The sequence below is a fragment of the Bacilli bacterium genome, assembly GCA_035326105.1.
In the GTDB taxonomy this organism is placed as follows: Bacteria; Bacillota_I; Bacilli_A; order RFN20; family CAG-826; genus UBA7706.
Genome location: DAOKYO010000002.1, coordinates 215,431 through 239,110, shown reverse-complemented (window position 1 = coordinate 239,110; position 23,680 = coordinate 215,431). Strand labels below are relative to the sequence as shown.

Below are 23,680 nucleotides of genomic sequence, written 5' to 3'. Positions count from 1 at the left end.
TGGTATGAGAGATTTAGTGTTCATTGTTCCCGTCGTAATTCTCGTGGCCTTCGCTATAGAAATTATCGTCGGTCTCTATAGCTATCAGATTAGTCAGCAACGCCATTACTCGTTTTGGAATGAACTTCCGTTTGAGTTGGCTCAGGGGGCGAGTAAATCCTTTCTGCCACTGCACTATTCGGCTGTGGGCGTGTTTACTATTCTATGGATATTTTACCCCATTTTTCTTTTTTATGGACAGATGACAAATTACTACTATGTCCTTACTTTTATGGCTTCGTGGGTAGTAACAGGAGTCGCGATGGCCGCGGTTTTCATTCTTACCTATGTAAATATAAAACGGCATCTTTTCTTCTTAAGTATCCTGTTTGTTACCACGATGCTAAATAGTGCCATGTCGGCAATATTGTTCTTCCGTTTCCCCTACTTTGCCTATCATCCAATTATCCTATCCACTTTACTCGCTCTTCCCGCGATCGCCGCGTTGCTATTAGCCATAAATCCAAAGATGAAAAAATGGCCGATTATGGACAAGATTACTCGTCAGGACGGAACAATTGAAATTCTTCGGCCCCGGCATTTCTTTCTTGCCTATACGGAGTGGGCATTAATCGGTTTGAACTTTATATTGTTGATTCTCATTAGTATCGGATTAGTCATAGTCAGAATTTAATTGAAAGATGCAATAAAAAAAGCCGCTTCACAAGCGGCATTTTTTAAGCCTTTTTAGCGGTTTTATTAAGGGTCCGATATGCACGGGCGGACATCCTCACGGTTTGAACCTTGCCATCAACTTCAATTTTGTATGGTTGAAGATTGACGCTCCAACTGCGGCGAGTAGCGCGTAGCGAGTGAGAACGGTTATTTCCGCTCATCGGTCCTTTACCGGTGACGGGGCAAAATTTACTCATATAATCTAAACCTCCCTTAACTTAAACATGCTTTTAGATATTATCATTTTGTAGTGTCTTTAGCAATCTTTTTTCATCGCATTTTTTTATTTTTTAGAACTTTGCCTTCGGAAAACGCTTTTTTAAATCTTCAAAGTTCAATAGATGATTGCATTCCTCACACATTCGTTTATAAACGAGGCGATCTTTGTCGAGAGGAAGGAATCTTTCATCCCCTTTATTTGTATAGAATCGGACTGATTTATGATGACGGCTATAGTCATGATCAATATAAATAATTTCCGAATAGTAATAGAATAATTCCTTCTTACCCCGGTGAAAAACAATCCGCTTTTTCTCCAGCAAAAAATAATTCATCTTAAGCGCATAGATAACAAATCCCAGAGCGATTATTGTCGGGATGGTTAATAAAATAATATGCAAAGGCCGAAAGGGATTATATGGATAGCCGAGCGTTAAATAAAACGCTCCGCTGGTGCAAATTCCAAGAATTAAATAAGAGAAAAAAGTACGAATTGGGTCGGGTTTAAGTTTCATTTTGTGCTCCTTTTAAATAATATATCATAGTCGAAGGAGCGAATAAACATAATAAATAATGTGCCTGTTTTATCGATGAAATAAAAATATAACCTCTAAAAGTCATTTGGGTTTTTAATTTTTTCTGCCGTTATATCAGTTAAAATTTTGGTGATAAAAAAGTTTTTCTACAAGTTAAAAAAATAAATTTATTTTTCCAGGATAGCGAAAGATGGATGGACGCTTAGCGGACGAAAAACTTTTTAAGACTCCTCAATTAAATAAATTAGGAAATATGTATAAATTTTTATATTTTTCTTTATTTTGGCGTATGGTAAAATAATAACATATAAAGAGGAGGAGAAAGTTGATAAATGAGTCTTTTTAACGCAATTCCTGCCCACTTTTTTTCAATTCTTTCAAGTCCCAATCGCGATGTCTATGCGGATGCGCTTCTCGTCCTTTTTAATTCTCTTGAAAGTGATGAATTATCAATAAAGAAAAATGACTATATTCGGGCTTTAAAGGACAAGGCAAATAATGAGTTACTGAAATTTGATCTTTCACTGGAAGAACCGGATGAGACTGATGAGGATGATTTTTCCGATTCGTTATCCAGCGAGGGAAAATTGCAACTTGAAACCATGGCTTTGAAAGCGGCTTTTATCGTTCGTCGACTTGAGGAAACCGGCTGGATCGATATCGAGATTGATCCGGAGAGTTTTGATGAGTATATCGCCTTGCCCGCTTATTCAATTCAGTTTCTTTCATTACTTAATACGATCGCCAACGCGAGTGAAGCCCCCTATACCAGTCTGGTTCACGCCACGTATAGCGAGTTAAAAATGGAAGACGGGGAACCTGATGAATTTATGTATGCGACGCTTATTCGAGCTTACGAGAATACCAAACGCTTGCGGACCGAATTAGTCACACTCGGCCATTCAATTCGGATATTTCAGAATCGCCTGGGCAAGGTCTTTACCACAAATGGGATTCTCCATGACTATTTTGATACATATAAAGAGACGATTTCCGATCGATACTATCACCCGCTTAAAACCTTCGACAGCGTGGCCAAGTATCGCCGCCCGATCATAAATATGCTCCAGCGCTGGCTTCACGACGAAGACGTTCGTTCGCAGCTTATCGCTCAAGCCCTGGTTTATAGTCCCCGCGGTGATCGCAATCAGATTGAGACAGATATAATTGCGAAGATTAATTATGTTTGCGACATGTATGATACCCTCAACAATATGATCGATAGTATTGACGAGCGCCATCAGGACTACACGCGTTCTTCCGCCAATAAAATATTATATTTGAACAATAATGATAAAACGATCAAAGGCCATCTCGATACGATTTTTCGTAGCTACGCGAAATCGGCTGTCACTGGCGAAGGATTGGCCAACATTCTATCCAAAATGCAAGATGCGATACCGTTGGAAAGTCAATCCTATGTCGACAATGATTCGTTGACCCTGCCTTACACTCGCCAATCCCGTTTGTTTGGAGAGCCGATGGCGGTGCCCGATTTTCTCGATGTCGACTCAATGTTAATGACCGATTTCTTAGCCCAGACAAAAAATGAATTCACGGATGATCGGGTTTTTGACTTTATGGAAACTGCCTTTGGCGAGGCGGATGAAATAAGCATCGAGGAGATTCCTCTTCCGAATTTTGACGCCTTTATTCTTTTAATTTTAGCTAGCATTAAAGCGAGTGATGAGAAATGTTTTTACTCAATCGAAGCCCTTGAGGGACAGATTATATCCTACGGATATTCATTGCCTCGCTTTATATATAAACGAAAGGAGCTTATCGCATAATGTTTGAAGAGGAAATAGTTAAACTTTCTCGTTCTGATCAAGATACCTTTGCTCACGTGGTAAATAGCCTTCTTCTGAGCGGGTTTGTGGTGCGTGACCAGTTTGATACACGTGAAAAAACGATGAAAATAAATCCGTCATTTCGATTTTTGGAACGCTATTATGAAATTGTAAATGATTACCTTTCTTTTGCTGGTTGGGAAATTGATCGCGATTTGATCAATGGGGTATTTGCCCTAAAGAATGAGTATCGGGAAAATCGGGCCAAATTGGATCGCGAGACTTCGCTGATTACTTTTGTGCTTCGCTTGATATACGAATCGGAAAAATCGGAGTCTAGTCAGACGGGGGAAAGCATATATGTTACGACGCCTCAAGTGCAAAAAGTCATGCTTGATCGCGGCATCCTTCTTCCCGGCAAAAAACTTACCGGTCGTCTTGTCGATCGCTGTCTACGGATTTTAGCCGGATACAATATCGTCAGCAAAGTGAGCGGTTCCTATGATGAAGGCAATGTCTCATTTTACATTTTGCCGTCCATCTTATACGCGGTTGACAGTGATATGATCGCCGCGATGGGTAATGCGCTTGATCAGATAAGCGCTAAGCAAAATGATGGGGGATCAATCGTATGAAAACATTAAAAAAACTAAAAATAATCAATTGGCACTATTTTTGGAATGAAACAATCGATTTCGGCGGTATTAACTTTTTAACCGGACTCAATGCTTCCGGCAAATCGACTTTAATCGACGCAATCCAAGTTTTGCTTTTGGGCGACACTTCGGGAAGATTTTTTAACAAAGCGGCCATGGATAAAAGCAATCGTACATTGAAGGGGTATCTGAGAGGAGAGTTAGGCGATAATCTTGATGGCGGCTTTCATTATCTTCGTAATGGGCGATTCTCAAGTTACATCGCGATGGAGTTTTTCGATGATAAGAATACCACTTCCTTTACCATGGGAATCGTCTTTGATATTTATGACGATGGTGAAGAAGAGCACCGCTTTTTTGAAATTGACGCCCCCATTCCGGAAAATCAATTTATCATTAACCGGGTTCCGATGGACTATAAGCAATTAAACAGTTTTTTATCGAGTAATTATGCCGGTAAATTTATGTTTTTTGATTCCAATCGCCAATATCAGGAATACCTAAAAAGATCGTTTGGCGGATTGAAAGATAAGTATTTTTCACTGTTGAAGAAATCGATATCTTTTACGCCGATTACCGACATTACTACTTTTATTACCGAATATGTGTGCGATCCGCAGCAAAATGTCGATATCACTCCAATGCAAGATAATATTCTTCAATATCGAAAATTGGAAAAAGAAGCTCAGATAATGCGGGAAAGGGTTAATCGCCTGGATGCTATTCATAGCACTTATAAGCTGTATCAAGACAACTTTGAACAAAAATCAATTTACTCTTATATCGTAGAAAAAGCGAGTTTTCAAAATGATCGCGAACGCTTGGATAGTTACTATCATCAGATAGACGATGCCACCAAGCGATTGGCTTCAATTGATGTTGATATCGCTGAAGTGGATCATTCCATCGCGGAATTGAATCGCAAGAAGATGCATCTTATTCAAGACAAAGCCAATAGTGACATCTATCGTATTACCGATGATTTACGGGCCCAAAAGGCAAGTGAAGAGAAACGCCTTTTGCAACTGAATGAAACGGCCAAGCGTATCAATGAAAACCTATCTCGCTACGTGAGCAACTTTATCTCTATCGGTCAATCATTGGCCGACACGTTGACATCATTTGATGTTAGTTCAATCAGCGATGAAGCGCTGATCCAAGAAATTAACGATCTGCGGGCTTCGGCGCTTGATGTTTTAACGCAAAGCATGAACTTACGCGACAAGTTTTTGGATAATATCGACAGTCTATCCACCGATGTTCTCTTTGCTTGGCGGGATTCGTTGGGCGTTTTTAAGCAAAGAGTTGGCGGTCTTGCCATCTTTATTGGAAAGTTAATTACTAGTTATGATCAAAAAACCGCTTTATTGAAGCAGCAAGAAATTGATATGCAGGGGGGCGGCAAATCATATGAGGCGCGCCTACTTGCCGTTAAACGCGAGCTCGAGACTGAACTCAGCCGTCGTCATAATCAAAGTATCCGTGTCTCAATCTTCGCTGATTTGATTGATATAAGACATCCGGAATGGGCGAATGCCATCGAGGGTTATTTGAATAATCAGAAATTTAATTTTTTCGTCGACGATGAGTACTATATGGAATCCTATGAGATAATGCGCTCACTTTTAGAAAAGTTTAACTATTATGGTTTGACCCTAATTGACGCCAATCGACTTATTGAACGCGATTATCGAGCGGAAAAGAATTCTCTCGCCGAAGAAATTAAGACCGATCATCCGGGGGCCGAAGCGTATGCCAATTTTTTAATCGGACGATTGATGAAATGCCGTAATTTAACGGAAGCACGCGCGGCGGGAAATGGAATAACCATTGAAGGTGATTTATACCGAAATTTTGCGTTTGGAAAAATTAATCCCTATCTTTATCGGGAACATTTTATTGGTCGAGAAATAAGTCAAAATCAACTGACGAGCAAGCGGTATGAAATTACGGCCAATGCCGAACTGGTAAAGAAACTTCGGGATTTGGCGGTGATAATAAATGAAGCTAACCGCATGGAGATTATAAACAGCAATGAAATTGCTACGGTGAATGCGGAACTAGAACAGTTGAAGGACATCAAAGGCATTAAGGAAAATATCGCCTATGTTGATGGCGAACTCAGCAAACACGATTTATCGCAATTAACGACTCTCGATAAGCGAATCGATGATATCGGGGAGGACATTACCGGTTTGGAAAGTGACCGCGCTTCTTTGTTTGAAGAAAAGGGCAAGATCACCAATTTGATTGAAACACTTAAAAATGACAAGATTCCCAGCGAAAAAAAGAGCGTTGAAGAGAAGGAAAATCGGCTTTTGGAAAACTTTGATCCCTTCTTGGTAAGTGAAAAAGCCGAGCCCTTATTTCAAGAGGAGTTAGCTAAGGGAAAATCCCCTCTCGACTTAATAACCGAGTACAATATTTCGCTCGGGCACGCTCAATATCTAGTCAATAACCTATTTACGCAACTGACAAAACTGCGGCGGGATTATATCCGCGAATATCGGCTGACTTACGACACCGAGCAAGAAGATAACGAAGTATATGAAGCCGAGTATCGCGATATGACGGAAGTTCGCTTACCCGATTATGAGGTGAAAATTCATGATGCCTACGATAAGGCAGTAAAGCAATTTAAAAATGATTTTATTTCAAAACTTAGAAGTGCGATTGAAGCCGTCGAAGATCAAATCAAAGAATTAAACTTCGCCCTGTCGGCTTCTACCTTTGGAGAGGACTCATATCGATTTACGGTTCGACCCTCATCAACTTATCGTGTCTATTACGATATGATCATGGATGACTTACTGCTGGAAATGGGAGATGACGACAGCGAATTCTTAACTAAATATGATTCGGTAATGCGCGATTTGTTTGCCCAGGTGGCTTTGGCCAATGATGCGGCCAACAATGCGGCGGTTTTGGTTAACGTGGAAAAATTCACCGATTATCGGAGCTATTTGGACTTTGACTTAGTCGTTAAGGATAAGTCAGGCAATGAGCAACGGCTGTCGAGGATGATTAAAAAGAAATCCGGTGGTGAGACGCAAACGCCGTTTTATATTTCCGTGCTAGCATCTTTTGCACAGCTTTATCACGTTAACGAAACGGGTGAACTAGGCAATACGCTTCGCCTAATCATTTTCGATGAAGCCTTTTCAAAGATGGATGGAGGCCGTATTAAGGAAGCGATTAGACTGCTCCGCAAGTTTGGACTTCAGGCCATCGTATCCGCTCCGAGCGACAAAGTGGCGGAAATTAGCGGTTTAGTTGATGAAACACTCGTGGTATTAAGAGGAAAAAATGCTTCGTCGGTTCGTCTATATGCAGAAGAAGACAAACTGGCTTAAAAAAGACCTTCAAGGTCTTTTTTTTGATTTGGCTTTAGTTTATTATATTAAGTGAAAGAAGTGGGAAAAATGGATCGGCAGTTATTAACCAAGAAACTTCAAAAACTGCAAAAAAATCATCTTTGGCGCGTTTTTTCACATATTTTATTTTTGTTTCTTTCGCTGGCTGCGGTCTATCTTGTTATACTGTTTTTACTAATTTTTAAGGTGATTAATGTCAGCAATCAAACTCATGTCCTCTTAATTCTTCTTTTGGCAATGGTTGTTGTCTTTGTACTGGCATCATTTATCGTCTATCCGCTTCAGCTCAAAAAGGAAAATCAACGCTTTGCTAGGGCTTACGATGCATTAATTGATCAAGAGATGAAGGTTGGTCATTTAAATTGGACCAGCCGTAAAATTATTGATGACGATCCGCTTATATCGAATTTAAACTACTCGCTAAAGGGCCATTGGTATGAAGCTGAATTTGCCATGGACGATAACAATGGAAAAATTGCCATCAATCATTTTGAAAATAAAAATCAATTAATTATCGTTTCAACCGTCTTAAAATCATGGCCAGATTTTTTCTATCAGCTTCGCGGTGATCGATTTCACCAACCTCGCCGTTGGGCTGATGGCGAAAAATCAATTGTTCAGCGATCTTCGATTCGAATCGGAGAACGAGATTATCTTCAATTCACCAGCCGGGAGTTAGTTCCGGATTGGAGTGATATTCGGCGCGATGAATTATTTAAGCCGATTTTATATCGTTTGCAGTATCTGGTGGCTCGTCCGGTAATAACGCTTGATGAAAGCAAAAATTATTCTCTGAGTTTCTTTGACTGGGATTTTCATTTTGCACCGAATATTCGGGTTCCAGTGACATCGGAAATAATTAAAGCCAGTATTGATGATCGCAATAATTTGATTATGGCTGTTCGGGAATGGAAGCGGACGATAAATCTAATTGATAATGACAAGTGAGGAACAATTTATGGCAAAAAACAAAGTAGCGGCAATGTTGTTAGCAGGAGGAAAGGGCTCCCGTCTGCTCGATTTAACACGTAAAAGCGCTAAACCGGGCATTCCTTTCGGAGGGAAATATCGAATAATCGACTTCACTATGTCGAATATCGCCAACTCAAATATTAATATTGTCGGCGTTATGACCCAATATGAGTCAACGTTTCTTAACACTTACATCGGAAATGGGGATAATTGGGGACTGAACGGAGTACGGTCATTGACGGCCACCTTAACTCCTCGGCAGACGGAAAAAGGCAGTAACTGGTATGCGGGGACGGCGGACGCAATTTATCAAAATATTGATTTTCTCGATAACATGGATCCGGAATATGTCTTAATTTTAAGCGGTGACCATATCTATCGGATGAATTATCAAACCATGCTTGACGCGCATATTAAAAGCAAAGCTGATTTGACGATCGCCGTTATTCGCGTTCCGCTTGAAGAGGCCAAGCGCTTTGGAATAATGGATGTTGACGGCAGTAATTTCATCACGAAATTTACCGAGAAACCCGCCAACCCAACGTCTAATCTCGCAAGTATGGGAATCTATCTTTTTGACTATAAGATTTTGCGTTCGGCGCTTATTGAAGATGATAAAGACAACCAGAGTGAACACGATTTTGGCAAGAATATTATTCCAAATCTGTTGGCAAAAAAGAAAAAAATACTCGCCTACCAATTCGATGGTTATTGGAAGGATGTCGGAACTATCAATTCTTATTGGGAAGCAAGCATGGATTTGCTTAACCCCGAGATCGAACGGGAATTCTCTAAGGATGGAAAACTCAAGATATTTACTGAAGATACGCACTCCGTTCCCCAATATGTCGGAAAAAGTGCTGCGGTGAGAGATTCGCTGATTAATCAAGGAGCGATTATTTTAGGAGAAGTCGATCATTCAATCGTCTTTAACGAAGTCATCCTCTCCCATGGCAGTTCAATCCGTAATTCAGTGGTTATGCCTAATGTCACGATAGAAGAAGGAGTCGAAATTGATTATGCCATCGTCGGCCCGGATCAAGTGATAAAGAAGGGTTCAATGCTTAAAGGTGAGCAAGGAAAAATTGCTCTTTTTGCCAATCAGGGAGGTAATTTATGAGTGGAAAAATGCTTGGTCTTTTAAATCTTCATCATTCACCTAATTTAGGAGAAATGACTACCGATCGGACATTGGCCTCAACATCATTTTTGGGTCGATATGCTTTTATGGATTTTGCGCTATCAAATTTTACCAACTCGGGAATTGACCAAGTGGGTATTTTAGTCAAAGAGAAACCGCGCTCATTATTAAAGCACTTAGGTTCCAGAAACACTTGGAACGTCAACACCAAGACGGGATTTGAAAACATCATGTACAACGAAAGCGCGATTTTCAATCGCCGCTACAATACCGACTTCGCCAATATACGGACCAACGATTGGGTGATGCGCAAAAGCACCGCTGATTATATTGTTTTTGCTCCGGCTCATTTTATTTGCGCGATCGATTATCGAAAAGTCCTTCAGGAGCACATCGCCAATAACGCCGCGATTACATTGATCTATGCTCCCGTTGATAGAGCGAAAGACCACTTTATCGGAAGCGATATCGTGACCCTTAATAACGACGGGCTGGTAATAAATCTTCGGTCAAACAAGGGAACGGCTAATACGGCGAACATTTCTCTCGAAATGTATATCATTAATCGCCCCAAACTGATGGAATTAATGGAAAAAAGCAATGAGATATCTTCCTTCTTTGGTCTTCACGATATCATTGCGTTTAGTTGCAATGCCGGCGAACGGGTACATGGCTATCGATACGATGGCTTCGTGCGTTGTTTCGATAGCATGGAACATTACATCGAATACTCCTTGGAGTTGCTTAACTACAAGTATCGGCAGCAGTTATTTTTGCCGGAATGGCCGATATATACGGTCACTCACGATACGCCACCGGCCTTTTATGATCAGGGGGCCGAAGTCCGCAATAGTTTTATAGCCAATGGGGCCCAAATTTATGGCAAAGTTCAAAACTCGATCATCTCGCGGGATGTGGTCATTGAACCGGGAGCCAAAGTTGTCGATTCGATAGTTCTTACCCAATCGGTTATTGGCTCTAATGTTTGCTTATGTAATGCCATTGTGGATAAATACTGTCACGTCAAGTTTGCCAAGGAAGTAAACGGTGAAGAAAGCCACCCCGCCTACGTCCACCAAGGAGATCAAATTTAAATGAAAATATTAATGGTTAGCAGTGAAGCAAATCCCTTGGCCAAAACGGGTGGATTAGCGGATGTCGTCTATGCTTTAAGCAAAGAATTGGTTGCCTCCAAGCAGGAAGTGGCGATTGTTATGCCCCTTTATGGAACGATATTCAAAGATATGAATTATCCTATCCGCCAGATTGCCAGTTTCGATGTCATTCTCGGTTGGCGCAATCAAAGAGCTAATCTTTTTACTACTTCTATTGATGGCATCACCTACTATTTGATTGATAATGAATACTACTTCGCCCGTGAAGGGTTATATGGATATGGTGACGATACGGAACGATTCGCTTTTTTTACCCAAGCGGTGTATGACATGTTAAAGCAAGGAGTGGTGCCATTTCCCGATATTGTTCATGTTCATGACTGGCAGGCGGGCATGTTGCCCGTACTATTCAAAGAGCGTGAAAAAGGCAATGCGCCGTTTGCGAAACTAAAGACGGTACTGACAATTCATAATCCGGCATTTCAGGGGATTTTTGCACAGGATTTGCTGACGGAGTTTTATGGTTTGCCCCACCAGCTTTACGATAATGGTCAAGTACGTTTCGGCAATCAAGTGTCAACCTTAAAATCGGCGATCATTTATGCGGATATGATTACGACAGTTTCGCCCACACATGCCGAGGAACTATTGACTTCCGAGGGTGGCAAAGGGCTGAATTCCGTTATTGAACTCCGGCGCGGCCGTTTTGTGGGGATACTAAATGGTATTGACTATCAGGAGTTTAATCCGGAAAACGACAAGTATTTGGCCTCTAACTATTCGCAAGCAAATTTCGGCCTCGGTAAAAGCCTTTGCCGAAAGCAATTATTGCAAACCTTCCATTTGTCAAATGATGAGAAGCGGCCGCTATTTGGGCTTGTTTCACGCCTGACTTGGCAAAAAGGAATCGATCTCATCGAAAAGGCTATTCGCCCGGCATTAGAAAAAGGCGATTACTTTGTCGCTCTGGGTTCAGGAGAACAAGCCTGCGAAGATTTTCTCGAAAACCTAAGACGGGAATTTCCTGAGCAAGTCGGTATTTATCTTGGATATAACAATGCGCTGGCGCACGAGATATATGCCGGATCGGATATCTTTTTGATGCCATCATTGTTTGAACCCTGCGGAACCGGTCAGATGATTGCCCTCCGTTATGGGACTTTACCCTTAGTTCGTTATACGGGAGGGTTAAAAGATACCGTTTTAGGATATGAGAATAATCCAATTTCTAAGGCCAACGGCTTTGGTTTTTATGAGTATAATTCCTCGGCGTTAAATGAAGCAATTATGCTCGCCGCGAAGACTTATCAAAAACCAAAGGTTTTTAGTCGGCTCATCCAAAATGCCATGTCCGCTAATAATGATTGGGAAAAATCCGGCGAGGAGTATTTAAAACTTTATCAACAACTTAAGGAGGAGTAATTATGGACTTATTGGCAGGCCTGGCTTTAATTTGGCTAGTTGTCTTATCGCTAATTCATCTTGTACTTTCCTATAAGGAAAAAAAGTTATCGCGGGGAATCACAAAGGTGTTTTTAATGCCTTCGTTGATGTTGGTTATTTACTTTTTAAAAATTTCTAATGGGTTTTTATATTTGGCTTTAAGCTTTGGATGCTTAGGCGATTTGTTTATGCTTTTTAAGGATAAAAAAATTTTCTTGTACGGCGGTTTCATCAGTTTTGCCATTGGCCATATTTTCTATATATACTTAATACTGAAAATTGCCGGCATAAGCTTAAATCCACTATGGATTTCTTTATACGGAGTGGCGGTTGTATTTATAGTCATTTACTTGGCCTCCATCGTCTTGAAAGCGAAATTTAAAAATGATAGTTGGATTGCTACCATTTATGGAGCCATTCTTTTTACGGTTTTTGTATCTGCCCTTATCTTGACAAGCGCACGTCACGATCTTGCTTCCGGATTTGTCCTTTTTGGAAGCCTTCTTTTCATCGCAAGTGATGTCTATTTAGGGCACACAATATATGAACGCCGCGAACCGCACGAAAATTTTTATATTATGCTTCCATATTTGCTCGGTCAATATGGATTAGCATTGGGGTTAGCAATACTCCTTATGATGTAAAGTTAAGAATGATGTGAAATTACTTTCTTCAAAAAAAGAGTGACTGAATTATATATTTTAGGAAAATGCTATTATCTACAGCAGACATTTCTTTGGAAATGTTATGGAAAGTAAATAATGCCGCCTTGTTATACCACTAGCCACAATTTTATTCATTAAAGTCCCGTGAAGTTGGCGGTTATATTTTCCGGACTGGTTACTTTTGAACTACTCCCCGACCTTCCATTACCTAGTTGGCCATTATCATTACCTCCCCAGGCAAACACTTTTCCTAGGGATGTCACGGCAAAGGCATGGTTTGCGCCGGCTGAAACACTAACCACAGTTTCATTCGTGGCTAGTCCCGCGAAGTTGGCGGTTATATCTTGCGGACTGGTTACATCTGAACTACTCCCCGCTCCATTGCCGATTTGGCCATAATTATCACTTCCCCAGGCAAACACTTTTCCCAAGGATGTCACGGCTAAACTATGCTTTTCTCCGCCTGAAATTGAAACTAAATAATCTTTGTCTAGTTTACTAAAAAAATCCCATTCATGAATTGATAAATCAATTTCTCCGACATTACTGGTGCTTCCAGTTTTTGGAAAAACAAAATCCGCATAGGAAACGCTGACTCCACTGAGAATGGCAAGAACTGATATTAAAAGAGACTTTAGTATTTTTTTCATATACGCGTTTTAACATTAGACAAACACTACTTCCATTATCAACGTCATGATTTTTGAGTAATGAAAAATTAAACAAAGTAATCATTTCTTTCTTGATAAATTAGAATATTGTAAATATGTCGGCCACATAATAGGAAAACTGTAACTATTGTTCAATCGGATTAATGCATATTAAAGAATTTGATACTTCCGACTGGTAAGTTTAATGGCATGCCTGCTTATTCGTTAAAATATAACAATGTGATAGCAGCGTTTATTTTTAGAGGAATTGCACCAAAGTTTTTATAAGTGATTCATAAATCTTTCAGCAATTATTTTAAGATTTAAGCGATGTTGTTGGCACCTATTTTTATTTCTAAGAAAAATCTTACGTAGCTGGTAATACAACAATTAGGGCGAGCAATATGCTTATTGATTTGATTTACTAATCAAAAAAATATGGTAAAATAAATATATTCCGACATCACTAAACAGGATGTAAAGCCATTAGCGATTCGCTGACAGTGGAAGAGCGAACTTGAAACCTGTATCTCAGATTATCCGCGGAATGGATGCGTTGCCTTAAAACGTATAATGAGGCTAAATTTTAGCGAAAGTAAGGTGGTACCGCGATTCATTCGCCCTTCGTATCATCTTTTTTATTTTTTGGAGGAAAAAGCTATGGGCTACGATTTTAATTCAATTGATCAAAAATGGCAAAGAATTTGGGAAGATAAAAAAGCATACCATTGCGATGTGTATGATTTTTCCAAACCGAAGTATTACGTCCTGGATATGTTTCCTTATCCTTCCGGTCAAGGCTTGCATGTTGGACATCCGGAGGGGTATACCGCGAGCGATATTATCGCGCGTATGAAAAGAATGCAGGGTTACAATGTTCTCCACCCAATTGGCTGGGATGCTTTTGGCCTTCCGGCGGAGCAATATGCGGTTAAAACCGGTAATCATCCCGCTCACTTTACCGAGAAAAATATCGCCAATTTTCGTCGGCAAATAAAAGCTTTGGGCTTTTCCTACGATTGGGACCGGGAAATCGAAACTTCCAGTCCTAAATATTATCGCTGGACGCAGTGGATTTTTGAAAATATGTTTAAGGATGGATTGGCCTACGTTGATTATAAACCGGTGAATTTTTGCCCGGAATTAGGAACCGTTTTGGCCAATGAGGAAGTTATCGACGGCAAGAGTGAAGTCGGAGGCTTTCCGGTTATTCGCAAGCCGATGCGGCAGTGGCTATTAAAAATAACCGCATATGCGGATAAACTACTAAGCGGGCTTGAGGGTTTAGACTGGCCCAACTCGACAATTGAAATGCAAAAGAATTGGATTGGTCGATCGGAAGGAGCGGAGGTTGATTTCGTAGTGGCGGGGGTTGCCGATGCTATGTTTACCGTTTTCACTACCCGAGTTGATACATTATATGGCTGTAGCTATTGCTGCTTGGCACCAGAGCATCCGCTTGTAAATAAAATAACCACTTCTAAACACAAGGCGGAAGTGGACGCTTATATCGAAGAAGTGATGAAGAAATCGGATATGGATCGAACCGAGCTAAACAAGGATAAAACGGGAGTATTTACTGGTGCTTATGCCATTAATCCCGTCAACGAAGAGCAGGTTCCTATCTATGTGGCCGATTATGTGCTGGGTAGTTACGGAACCGGCGCCGTAATGGCAGTTCCCGCTCATGATGAACGCGACTATGCTTTTGCAAAAAAATATCACTTGCCGATTAAACCGATTATCGATGCCGACGTAAGCGAAAGCGCTTTTGTCGATGATGGAGCGCATATTAATTCGGATATTGCCAACGGACTGAACATTAAGGATGCGAAAACCGTTATTTTGGACCTGCTGATTTCTAAGAAAAAAGGTAGAAAAACAACCAACTATAAATTAAGAGATTGGTTATTTAGCCGTCAGCGGTACTGGGGAGAGCCGATTCCGATTATCATAATGAATAAGGATAAGCGTCTGGTTCCCGTTCCGGAAAATGAACTTCCGCTTGTTTTGCCGAATTTAGAAGAATATAAACCATCCGGTACAGGTGAGTCGCCGTTAGCCAATGCAACCGATTGGCTCAATGTTACAATCGACGGCGAAGAGGGAAAAAGAGAAACCAACACGATGCCGCAGTGGGCGGGAAGTTGCTGGTATTATATGCGCTATCTGGATCCGGATAATTCATCCGCCATCGCCGATCCGGTTTTATTAAAGCACTGGCTGCCTGTCGACCTATATATTGGCGGCCAGGAGCACGCCGTTTTGCATCTCCTTTACGCTCGCTTTTGGCATAAATATCTTTATGACAAAGGAATCGTTAGTACGAGCGAGCCTTTTAAACGTCTTTTTCATCAGGGGATGATTTTAGGAAGTAACGGCGAAAAGATGTCAAAATCGCGCGGGAATGTCGTCAACCCAGATGAAGTAATCATCAAGTATGGCGCGGATACCTTGCGTGTATACGAAATGTTCATGGGACCGCTGGAGGCCTCGCTTCCGTGGTCGGATACGGGGCTGGACGGAGCCAAAAGATGGCTCGACCGCGTGGAAAGAGTTTTTTCTGAACCGGAACAAACAAGTAAAGTATCCGAGCAAAACTCGCAAGAATTGGACTATTCATATAATTATCTGGTGCGAAAAGTTTCGGAAGATTACGAGAAACTGCAATTTAACACAGCGATAAGCCAAATGATGATTTTTATCAACGACGTCTATAAAGCCAAGTCTATTTATCGCCCATATCTTGACGGCTTTATTCGTCTTTTGGCGCCGATTGCTCCCCATCTAGGCGAGGAATTGTATCATAATTTCGGTCATGAAGAATTGATTACATATGCGCCGTGGCCGACCTATGACGAGAGTAAACTTCAATTGAATGAAATTGAGATTGCCCTGCAGGTAAATGGCAAACTCCGGGCATCGGTTAAGGTTCCTTTTGATATGGAAATCGAGGACTTGAAAAATGTGGCGCTAAGTAATGAGGCAATTACCCGTTATATAGATGGCAGGACCATCGTTAAGGTTATCGCGGTTAAGAACAAAATTGTGAATGTGGTAATACGGTGATTTTATGGATATCGTAGAAATTATTGCCCGCGAACTAGCGATTAGCTCCGCGCAAGTCAAAACGGTTTTTTCGCTTTTAGACGATGGAAATACCATTCCTTTTATCGCGCGCTATCGGAAGGAAATGCACGGGGGACTCGATGATGGAATTCTCCGTAGCCTTTTTACCCGTCGTGAATACCTAACTAACCTTTTGGAGCGAAAGCAAACAGTCATAAATAGCCTTCGCGAGCAAAAAGTTGAAGATGAACATATCTTTGAACAAATTGAAGAAGCTATGACTTTGGCGGAAGTGGAAGATATTTATCGGCCCTATAAGCCAAAACGTAAAACAAGAGGCACGATGGCTATAGCCAAAGGGCTTGAACCTCTGGCTAATATTATTTTAGCGCAAAAGGAAGTTTTGACTGATCAGGCAATTATCAGTCGTTTTGTGGGTGAAAAGAAGGCGGCTGATGTCGATGAAGCGATGGCGGGAGCCCGGGATATTATCGCCGAGAAGTGGGCCGACATCGCTTCATTGAGAGCGACTATCCGCACGGCGATTAAAAGCCAAGGTCAGGTTCACAGTACGAAGAAAAGTGAAGATGAAAAAGGAATATTTGCTAATTATTACGACTATAAGGAAGCGGTTAAATCGATTCCTAATCATCGAATTTTAGCCCTCAATCGCGGGAGTAAACTGGAAATACTAAAGATGGATATTCTGTTTGACATTGAAGAATTTGCCAAAGTAAAAGCAAAATCATTCTTTGCCCTTGAAAAGCCTTATGGCTCAGATTTGAATACGGCATTTCTTGATAGCATTAAACGACTTTTATTCCCGAGTGTTGAAAACGAAATTTGGAATGAACTGATGGAGCGGGCGGAAGACCAATCTATCGTTGTTTTTAAAGAAAATTTGCGTCAACTCCTGCTGACACCGCCACTGCATAACCAAAAAATTCTCGGTTTTGACCCGGCTTTTAGAACTGGTTGTAAATTGGCGCTCCTTGACCAGCATGGAACATTTATCAGTAAGGGAGTCATCTACCCGACGGCACCGCATAACGATACGCAAAAAGCCGAGGCCTTTCTATTAAACTGGCATCAGAAATATGGCTTTGACTATATTGCTTTAGGCAACGGAACGGCTAGCCGCGAATCAAAAACCTTTCTCGATAATTTTATAAATAACCATCATCTTGCGGTAAAAATTGTCATTGTCAATGAGGCGGGAGCAAGCGTTTACAGCGCTTCCGAATTAGCCGCCAAAGAATTTCCAACCTTTCACGTTGAAGAGCGTTCGGCGGTAAGCATCGGGCGTCGGCTGATTGATCCGTTGGCGGAATTAGTAAAAATCGATCCTAAATCAATTGGCGTCGGCCAATATCAGCATGACATGAATCAAAAGAAATTGGGAGATGCTCTATTAGGGGTAGTCGAAGCGACCGTTAATGAGGTTGGAGTGTATTTAAATGAGGCTTCCGCCAGTTTGCTCAGTTATGTCGCGGGAATATCCGCTTCGCTTGCCGACAGTATAATCGCTTATCGGGAGACAAATGGACCATTTAAATCGCGGAAAGAACTTTTAAATGTTCCCAAACTCGGGCCCAAAGCTTTTACTCAAGCAGCGGGTTTCTTACGTATCCGGGATTATAATCCCTTGGATAATACCGGTATTCATCCGGAAAGTTATGCCATAGCCGAAAAATTGCTTGCGGATAATCAAATCGATATTTCTACTCTCGGCAGCAACGAAGCCAGCGAAAAATTAAAACTTATCGATATTAGTGCTTTTGCAAGAGAAAACAAAGTGGGATATCCGACCGTCAAAGACATAATTGAGGATCTGGTTAAACCCGGCCGCGATCCGCGCGACAAGGCGCAGAGCGCCGATCTGCGGAATGATGTGAAAGAAATTTCCGATTTAAAGGAAGGAATGATTTTAAACGGAACTGTACGTAACATTATGGATTTTGGGGTCTTTGTCGACATCGGTGTCCATAGTGATGGCCTTGTCCATATCAGCGAAATGGCCGACCGTTTTATTCGCTCTCCTCTGGAAGTTGTAAAGATCAATGATATCGTGAAGGTCAGAGTTATAAGCGTCGATGAAAAACGCAATCGGATTGGCCTATCAATGAAAAACGTAAAGTAATCATTGAGTTTGTCATTCAAGAGATTTTTCCGTATAATTAAGACGCACGATACCTGCATAGGCAGGATGGTAGCGGAGGATTTGATTATGCTTTTAACAGTTGATATGGGAAACACCGATATCACGTTGGGATTTTTTGAGAAAGAGAAGTTAATAACGACTCTTCATACCCTAACCGATGCGAAGAAAACCCAGGATGAGTATTTGAGTCTATTCAAAATGTTGTTTCGTGAGGCGGAGATTAGCTATCAGAAAGTTTCGGGCGGAATCATAGCCAGTGTTGTTCCTTCTTTGACAGAAAGAATAAAAAATGCTTTGGAATCCGTCTTTTCTTTTACTTTTCTACTGGTGGCACCTCCAATCAAGACGGGCCTATCAATTCGTATAGATAATCCGCTTGAACTTGGCGGCGACCTGGTGGCAGATGCGGTTGGCACAAAGGAAAGGTTTGGTTTTCCGTCGATTATGATTGATTTAGGAACAGCCACCAAAGTAATTGTGATTGATCGGGACGGTGCATTTATCGGGGGAGTCTTTACTCCAGGCCTAAAGGTCTCGGTTCAGGCTTTGGTGGGATCGACGGCGCTTCTTCCGGACATATCCTTAAAACGACCGAAGAAAATCGTCGGCCGCAACACTTCCGATTCAATGAACAGCGGAGCGATTTATGGCTGCGCGGCCATGATTCGCGGACTAGTTGATGATATTGAAAAAGAATTAGGCTACAGTTGTCACCATGTTCTTATGGGGGGATATGCCTATTTAGTTAAAGATCTTCTCAGCAGCGATTACTATTTTGCTCCCGACACGGTTCTTAATGGCCTACGAATTATTTTTGAACGGAATGCAACTGAAGGAGGAACGAATAATGCGTAATAAGCGTGTTCAAATGATGAGCGAAGATGCGTTATTTATCGCCATTATCATCTTGATGGCTACGGTTCCATTTTTGGGCTTTATTCCGATCGGACCATATACTTTAACAATCATCCCTATTGTTGTTATTTTAGGTTCATTCTTTTTCCGTCCCGTGGATGGATTTATTTTCGGATTAACTTTTGGCCTGACGAGTTGGATTAATGCGCTTACTAATCCCCGCAGTATTATGGATCCATTTTTTGCCCATCCCGAAGTTTCCGTACTTCCGCGGGCATTGTTTGGCCTTTTGGCGGGATTATTGATGTATTTCGTAAAAAAACACTGGGCAAGTAATCGCAAAATGCTGCTTGTATCCGTTCCCATTTCAGCGTTTATTTTAACGATGCTTCATAGTTTCTTTACCCTGGGAATGCTAATTGTCCGCGAGCCATCATATAAGGATGTTTTCTGGGTTATTATCGGCTCAAATTCATTGCTTGAGGCCGGATTGGCTGCGATTATATCGACCATTGTTATTCAGAGCATGTATCCGATCCTTAATCGATTCCTGCGCTACTGAATTTAATTGGCAAAATACTCTTCCGATACTGAAAAAATGTTATAGATAGAGTAAAATACATACATTGAGGTAATTTTTATGAAATACGATTTTAAAGAACTGATGAAAAATTATGAGACTGAGGCAATTAAAACACTCCAAAGTTTTGTGCAGATTGATTCCGTCTATGATGGCGCTACGGTGGCCAAGAATATGCCGTTTGGCGAAGGCGTTCATAAAGCCTTAACTTTCATTGGAAAACTAGCAGAAAAAGATGGCTTTTCGGTTGATTATTGCGATGGTTACGCAACCGAAATCAGTTTTGGAAGCGGCGATAAACTTATCGCAGTTTACGCCCATGCCGATGTAGTTCCGGTTTCGGGTGCATGGAAACATCCGGCCTTTTCGGGCGAAATTGAAAATGATGTGATGTATGGTCGAGGAACCAGTGATGATAAAGGCCCGGGAATTGCCGCATACTATGCCTTGAAGGCACTTCGTGACGCCCACTTGATTGATGGCTATAAGGTCACGATGGTTTTTGGCGGCAACGAAGAAAATGGTTCCGCTTGCTTGAAGTACTATTTTGATGAATTAAAGAAGCCCTATCCGACATATGGGTTTACACCCGATGCGGATTTTCCGTTAATTTATGGGGAAAAGGGAATAACCAATTATCTTCACCAGGCGCAGATTGATCTATTTCCGGTTATCTCAATTAATGCCGGTACGGCATCGAATGTAGTCATCGATACCGCGGAGGCGGTCATCGTTAGCGATGATACCATCGATGGTGAGTTAAAAAAGCGCAAGTTAAAATATTCACTTCAAAAGGAAAACGATAAAATGCACCTTACCGTTTTCGGCAAAAGTGCTCATGGCAGTGAACCGGAACTTGGCATAAACGCAGGTTTGCAATTGATTGAATTTTTAGGCGATTATTATGATTTGGCCGCTCTTAAAAACTTGGCATCGCTTTATGCCGATCCGTTTGGCAAGGCGATGAATTTATACTTTGAGTCAGATAATCTTCATCAAACCACCTATAATGTTGGCGTCATCGAATATGTGGATACCGTTTTAAGAGTGACGGTTAATTTCCGTTATCCGGAGACGGTCAATGGCGAGGATATCGTTGAGCGAATTAATGAAAAAACGCTTGTTCCAACGGAGATTATTTCTACTTCACCATACCTATATTTTGATCCGGAAAGCCCATTTATTAAAGCTCTATATCAAATTTATGTTGAGGAAACCGGCGACACAGTTAGTAAGCCGATGACGATTGGGGGAGGGACATATGCCAAAGAGAGCAAGAACACAGTTGCCTTCGGTGCCACTTTCCCCGGAACGGACAACTTGATTCATTCTCCCAACGAACATTTTGAACTCAATGACCTACGGCGGTCGATGGCTATTTATGCGCATGCAATCTATAAATTAGGGCGGGATTTATGAGATTAAAATATAAGCCTTGGGGTAAGCCTTATATTGAAGATCACCGTGAAATTACATTTGATGCGAACAAATTGAACGATCCTCAGTTTCAAGAGTATCTGGATCATCAAGGCGTCTATATTGAAGTTGGTGCGGGACGAGGGGATTTTATCATCGGGTTGGCTAAGAAGTTTCCCCGGCGGCAGTTTCTTGCCATCGAAAAAAACTTATCGGCCGCTAGTGTTGCCACCAAAAAAATTGTCGAATCGGGTTTAAAGAACATTCGACTGGTGGACGCTGACATTTATGAGGTGGCGCCCTTTGTTCCTGATGAAACAATCAGCGGGATTTTTCTAAACTTTTCCGATCCTTGGCCGAAGAAACGCCATGCTAAACGACGTTTGACATTTGACAATATTATTCTCGAGTATCAACGGATATTAGTGCGGGGTGGAAAGATTTTTCAAAAAACGGACAATCTTGATTTATTCAATTACTCACTGGAAAATTTTCGCAATAATCGCTGGAAAATCGACTTTTTATCCTTTGATTATCCAGAATTGAGCGCCGATTTTGATTCCCTGAGCGAATACGAAAAAAAATTTCGTTTAGCGGGTAATAAAATCAATCGGTTAGTCGCTAAGAAAGGACTTAGGACGTATGGACCTGAACGCAAAACAATTGAACCTCTTCCAAACTCTGACCCAGATTAATGGTGTCAGTGGCTATGAGAAGGAAATTACCAACTTTCTTAAGGAAAAGTATTCTGAGCTGGGATACGAACTGATTTACGATAATCTCGGCAGCATTTTTGCCCACAAAAAGGGCAAGAAGAATAAAATTAAAGTCTTGATTGCCGGTCATATGGATGAAGTTGGTTTCGTTGTTCGCGAGATAACGGATAACGGGATGGTTAAGGTGGCGCCAATTGGCGGAGTCAATGATCAAACTCTGCTTGCCCATCGGGTTCACCTTCAGACCCGTGATGGCAACTGGATACCAGGTTCCATCGATGCTGTTCCTCCCCATCTTTTGAGCGAAACTGAAAGAAGCGTACCGACAAAAATAGCTTCTATGTTATTTGACTTCGGCTTTTCTTCAAAGCAGGGGGCACTGACAAACGGCATATATCAAGGCGCGCAAATTGTGGCTGACGGCCCATTTGAAATACTCACTTCAAGGAAACGGCTTTTGGCAAAGGCCTTCGACAATCGATATGGACTTGTTCTTGGCCTTGATATCCTTGAAGAAATCAAAAATCAAGATTTCGATTTTGATATTTATATCGGCGGAACTGTTCAAGAAGAAGTGGGAACACGAGGAGCTGAAACAATCGCCCACAAGATTCATCCTGATTTAGCAATTGTTCTCGATTGCTCTCCGGCGCGCGATTCAATGGGAGATCAAGGGGCTTTAGGTCAATTGGGAGCGGGCGTTTTATTGCGGTTTTATGATCGCTCGATGATTGCCTTTCCCGAATTGTTGGCTTTTCAGCGGGAAGCGTGCGAGCAAACGGGAGTTCGCTATCAATATTTTGACAGTAATGGGGGGACCGATGCCGGGGCTATTCATCGCCAATTTGATGGCATATTGACCTTGACACACTGCATATGCGCGCGCAACATTCATACCTGTTCAAGCGTAATTGATATCGATGATTATTTGGCCGCCAAAAAATCGCTTCTTTGGATGTTAAATCATATTAATGCTGAACGGTTTCAACTATGGCGCGAGGCCCGTCGATGACTAAAAGTCAGGGACTATTTTACAATCTGCCCTTATTTGGAGATATTCTCTGGGTGAAATTCTTTGATCGGGTTCCTTCGCGAAAAGAAAAAAAAGGAAAAATCACAGTTCTATATAACGATAATGAAATTATTGGCTATGAGATTTATGATTTGCAGCACATTATTAAAATTAAAAGTTCCGGTCTGGTAATTTTGCCCCCATCAGCATTAATCGAAGTGTTAAATTCCCTATTAGAGCCACTTCATCTTCCGCTTTTAGAATATAGTTCATCTTCGGGATTTGTCGCGGCAAAAGTTGTTTTCATTCAGAGTATAAGCAATCAAATTTCAAGTTATACTTTGGAAATAGGGCAAAAGACCACTACGCTAAATTCTAATTTGCAAGGGATTTATGTGAATGACATGGTCGTAGTTGCGCTTGAGCATACGACGCTTGCCAGCGGTCGTATCGTTGGTGATCGAGATAATGAAACGCAAGGAGTAATCTGCCGAACGGTTGATCTTGGAATTGAAGATGAAGCGAAAGAGATAGCTTTTAAACTCGATAAAACGATGAAAAGTGGCGACGATATTTTTCAAATAAGGAGAAAATAA

The 23,680-nt window shown here is 41.4% G+C and carries 20 protein-coding genes; 17 read left to right on the top strand and 3 right to left on the bottom strand.

All coding sequences use genetic code 11. From position 1 onward, the window contains the following. The first annotated feature begins 4 nt into the window (after window positions 1-4). Window positions 5-673 carry a hypothetical protein gene (locus PKC96_05350; GenBank protein HMM00751.1) on the top strand — a complete coding sequence of 223 codons (669 nt, stop codon included), beginning with the start codon at window positions 5-7 and terminating at the stop codon, window positions 671-673. A gap of 43 nt (window positions 674-716) precedes the next feature. On the opposite strand, the gene rpmB is transcribed toward PKC96_05350, so the two are convergent. Beyond that, entirely contained in the window at window positions 717-911 is a 195-nt protein-coding gene (gene rpmB, locus PKC96_05345; GenBank protein HMM00750.1) for a 50S ribosomal protein L28, read from the bottom strand. A gap of 93 nt (window positions 912-1,004) precedes the next feature. Continuing rightward, on the bottom strand, window positions 1,005-1,448 hold the full coding sequence (locus PKC96_05340) for a hypothetical protein (GenBank protein HMM00749.1): 444 nt from the start codon (window positions 1,446-1,448) through the stop codon (window positions 1,005-1,007). Between the two features lie 353 nt (window positions 1,449-1,801). Here PKC96_05340 and PKC96_05335 point away from each other — a divergent pair, with 353 nt between their 5' ends. The 8 genes from PKC96_05335 to PKC96_05300 all read left to right on the top strand — a co-directional run bounded on the left by PKC96_05335 (window position 1,802) and on the right by PKC96_05300 (window position 12,604). Further along, on the top strand, window positions 1,802-3,259 hold the full coding sequence (locus PKC96_05335) for a DUF5716 family protein (GenBank protein ID HMM00748.1): 1,458 nt from the start codon (window positions 1,802-1,804) through the stop codon (window positions 3,257-3,259). Continuing rightward, window positions 3,259-3,894 (top strand): DUF4194 domain-containing protein, encoded by a 636-nt coding sequence (locus tag PKC96_05330; GenBank protein HMM00747.1) that lies wholly within the window; start codon window positions 3,259-3,261, stop codon window positions 3,892-3,894. The genes PKC96_05335 and PKC96_05330 overlap by 1 nt, the downstream gene beginning before the upstream one ends. Continuing rightward, window positions 3,891-7,268, top strand: coding sequence for an SbcC/MukB-like Walker B domain-containing protein (locus PKC96_05325; protein ID HMM00746.1), 3,378 nt, complete (start codon window positions 3,891-3,893; stop codon window positions 7,266-7,268). Before PKC96_05330 ends, PKC96_05325 begins: the two co-directional genes overlap by 4 nt. A 69-nt stretch (window positions 7,269-7,337) precedes the next feature. Beyond that, complete coding sequence (locus PKC96_05320; protein HMM00745.1) at window positions 7,338-8,237, top strand: hypothetical protein; 900 nt, start codon at window positions 7,338-7,340, stop codon at window positions 8,235-8,237. 10 nt (window positions 8,238-8,247) lie between these two features. Then, window positions 8,248-9,381 carry a glucose-1-phosphate adenylyltransferase gene (locus tag PKC96_05315; protein ID HMM00744.1) on the top strand — a complete coding sequence of 378 codons (1,134 nt, stop codon included), beginning with the start codon at window positions 8,248-8,250 and terminating at the stop codon, window positions 9,379-9,381. After that, window positions 9,378-10,496: a glucose-1-phosphate adenylyltransferase subunit GlgD gene (glgD, locus tag PKC96_05310; protein HMM00743.1), complete on the top strand. Its 1,119-nt coding sequence runs from the start codon at window positions 9,378-9,380 to the stop codon at window positions 10,494-10,496. Before PKC96_05315 ends, glgD begins: the two co-directional genes overlap by 4 nt. Beyond that, complete coding sequence (locus PKC96_05305) at window positions 10,497-11,939, top strand: glycogen synthase (GenBank protein HMM00742.1); 1,443 nt, start codon at window positions 10,497-10,499, stop codon at window positions 11,937-11,939. A 2-nt stretch (window positions 11,940-11,941) separates the two neighbouring features. Then, window positions 11,942-12,604: a lysoplasmalogenase family protein gene (locus PKC96_05300; protein HMM00741.1), complete on the top strand. Its 663-nt coding sequence runs from the start codon at window positions 11,942-11,944 to the stop codon at window positions 12,602-12,604. A gap of 155 nt (window positions 12,605-12,759) precedes the next feature. Here PKC96_05300 and PKC96_05295 read toward each other — a convergent pair whose 3' ends face one another. Next, the gene (locus PKC96_05295) at window positions 12,760-13,275 is read right to left on the bottom strand and encodes a hypothetical protein (GenBank protein ID HMM00740.1); all 516 of its coding nucleotides are present in this window, start codon (window positions 13,273-13,275) and stop codon (window positions 12,760-12,762) included. Window positions 13,276-13,935: 660 nt separating this feature from the next. Here PKC96_05295 and leuS point away from each other — a divergent pair. The 8 genes from leuS to PKC96_05255 all read left to right on the top strand — a co-directional run bounded on the left by leuS (window position 13,936) and on the right by PKC96_05255 (window position 23,680). After that, window positions 13,936-16,344, top strand: coding sequence for a leucine--tRNA ligase (leuS, locus tag PKC96_05290; protein ID HMM00739.1), 2,409 nt, complete (start codon window positions 13,936-13,938; stop codon window positions 16,342-16,344). Between the two features lie 4 nt (window positions 16,345-16,348). Beyond that, window positions 16,349-18,484, top strand: a complete 2,136-nt coding sequence (locus PKC96_05285; GenBank protein HMM00738.1) for a Tex family protein — start codon at window positions 16,349-16,351, stop codon at window positions 18,482-18,484. A gap of 87 nt (window positions 18,485-18,571) precedes the next feature. Next, window positions 18,572-19,360 carry a type III pantothenate kinase gene (locus PKC96_05280; protein HMM00737.1) on the top strand — a complete coding sequence of 263 codons (789 nt, stop codon included), beginning with the start codon at window positions 18,572-18,574 and terminating at the stop codon, window positions 19,358-19,360. Then, window positions 19,353-19,922, top strand: coding sequence for an ECF transporter S component (locus PKC96_05275; GenBank protein ID HMM00736.1), 570 nt, complete (start codon window positions 19,353-19,355; stop codon window positions 19,920-19,922). Before PKC96_05280 ends, PKC96_05275 begins: the two co-directional genes overlap by 8 nt. Before the next feature lie 78 nt (window positions 19,923-20,000). Continuing rightward, window positions 20,001-21,359, top strand: coding sequence for a Sapep family Mn(2+)-dependent dipeptidase (locus tag PKC96_05270; protein HMM00735.1), 1,359 nt, complete (start codon window positions 20,001-20,003; stop codon window positions 21,357-21,359). Further along, window positions 21,356-22,051, top strand: coding sequence for a tRNA (guanosine(46)-N7)-methyltransferase TrmB (trmB, locus tag PKC96_05265; protein ID HMM00734.1), 696 nt, complete (start codon window positions 21,356-21,358; stop codon window positions 22,049-22,051). The genes PKC96_05270 and trmB overlap by 4 nt, the downstream gene beginning before the upstream one ends. Then, the gene (locus PKC96_05260) at window positions 21,999-23,084 is read left to right on the top strand and encodes a M42 family peptidase (GenBank protein HMM00733.1); all 1,086 of its coding nucleotides are present in this window, start codon (window positions 21,999-22,001) and stop codon (window positions 23,082-23,084) included. Before trmB ends, PKC96_05260 begins: the two co-directional genes overlap by 53 nt. Then, the gene (locus PKC96_05255; protein ID HMM00732.1) at window positions 23,081-23,680 is read left to right on the top strand and encodes a hypothetical protein; all 600 of its coding nucleotides are present in this window, start codon (window positions 23,081-23,083) and stop codon (window positions 23,678-23,680) included. The genes PKC96_05260 and PKC96_05255 overlap by 4 nt, the downstream gene beginning before the upstream one ends.

Excerpts from the sequence above, each read along its gene's own strand:
- PKC96_05325 (HMM00746.1), top strand. The coding sequence starts at position 3,891 with ATGAAAACATTAAAAAAACTAAAAATAATCAATTGGCACTATTTTTGG.
- PKC96_05330 (HMM00747.1), top strand. The coding sequence starts at position 3,259 with ATGTTTGAAGAGGAAATAGTTAAACTTTCTCGTTCTGATCAAGATACC.
- PKC96_05260 (HMM00733.1), top strand. The coding sequence starts at position 21,999 with ATGGACCTGAACGCAAAACAATTGAACCTCTTCCAAACTCTGACCCAG.
- leuS (HMM00739.1), top strand. The coding sequence starts at position 13,936 with ATGGGCTACGATTTTAATTCAATTGATCAAAAATGGCAAAGAATTTGG.
- PKC96_05255 (HMM00732.1), top strand. The coding sequence starts at position 23,081 with ATGACTAAAAGTCAGGGACTATTTTACAATCTGCCCTTATTTGGAGAT.
- PKC96_05295 (HMM00740.1), bottom strand. The coding sequence starts at position 13,275 with ATGAAAAAAATACTAAAGTCTCTTTTAATATCAGTTCTTGCCATTCTC.
- trmB (HMM00734.1), top strand. The coding sequence starts at position 21,356 with ATGAGATTAAAATATAAGCCTTGGGGTAAGCCTTATATTGAAGATCAC.
- rpmB (HMM00750.1), bottom strand. The coding sequence starts at position 911 with ATGAGTAAATTTTGCCCCGTCACCGGTAAAGGACCGATGAGCGGAAAT.
- PKC96_05285 (HMM00738.1), top strand. The coding sequence starts at position 16,349 with ATGGATATCGTAGAAATTATTGCCCGCGAACTAGCGATTAGCTCCGCG.
- PKC96_05340 (HMM00749.1), bottom strand. The coding sequence starts at position 1,448 with ATGAAACTTAAACCCGACCCAATTCGTACTTTTTTCTCTTATTTAATT.
- PKC96_05335 (HMM00748.1), top strand. The coding sequence starts at position 1,802 with ATGAGTCTTTTTAACGCAATTCCTGCCCACTTTTTTTCAATTCTTTCA.
- PKC96_05320 (HMM00745.1), top strand. The coding sequence starts at position 7,338 with ATGGATCGGCAGTTATTAACCAAGAAACTTCAAAAACTGCAAAAAAAT.
- PKC96_05280 (HMM00737.1), top strand. The coding sequence starts at position 18,572 with ATGCTTTTAACAGTTGATATGGGAAACACCGATATCACGTTGGGATTT.
- glgD (HMM00743.1), top strand. The coding sequence starts at position 9,378 with ATGAGTGGAAAAATGCTTGGTCTTTTAAATCTTCATCATTCACCTAAT.
- PKC96_05315 (HMM00744.1), top strand. The coding sequence starts at position 8,248 with ATGGCAAAAAACAAAGTAGCGGCAATGTTGTTAGCAGGAGGAAAGGGC.
- PKC96_05305 (HMM00742.1), top strand. The coding sequence starts at position 10,497 with ATGAAAATATTAATGGTTAGCAGTGAAGCAAATCCCTTGGCCAAAACG.
- PKC96_05275 (HMM00736.1), top strand. The coding sequence starts at position 19,353 with ATGCGTAATAAGCGTGTTCAAATGATGAGCGAAGATGCGTTATTTATC.
- PKC96_05270 (HMM00735.1), top strand. The coding sequence starts at position 20,001 with ATGAAATACGATTTTAAAGAACTGATGAAAAATTATGAGACTGAGGCA.
- PKC96_05350 (HMM00751.1), top strand. The coding sequence starts at position 5 with ATGAGAGATTTAGTGTTCATTGTTCCCGTCGTAATTCTCGTGGCCTTC.
- PKC96_05300 (HMM00741.1), top strand. The coding sequence starts at position 11,942 with ATGGACTTATTGGCAGGCCTGGCTTTAATTTGGCTAGTTGTCTTATCG.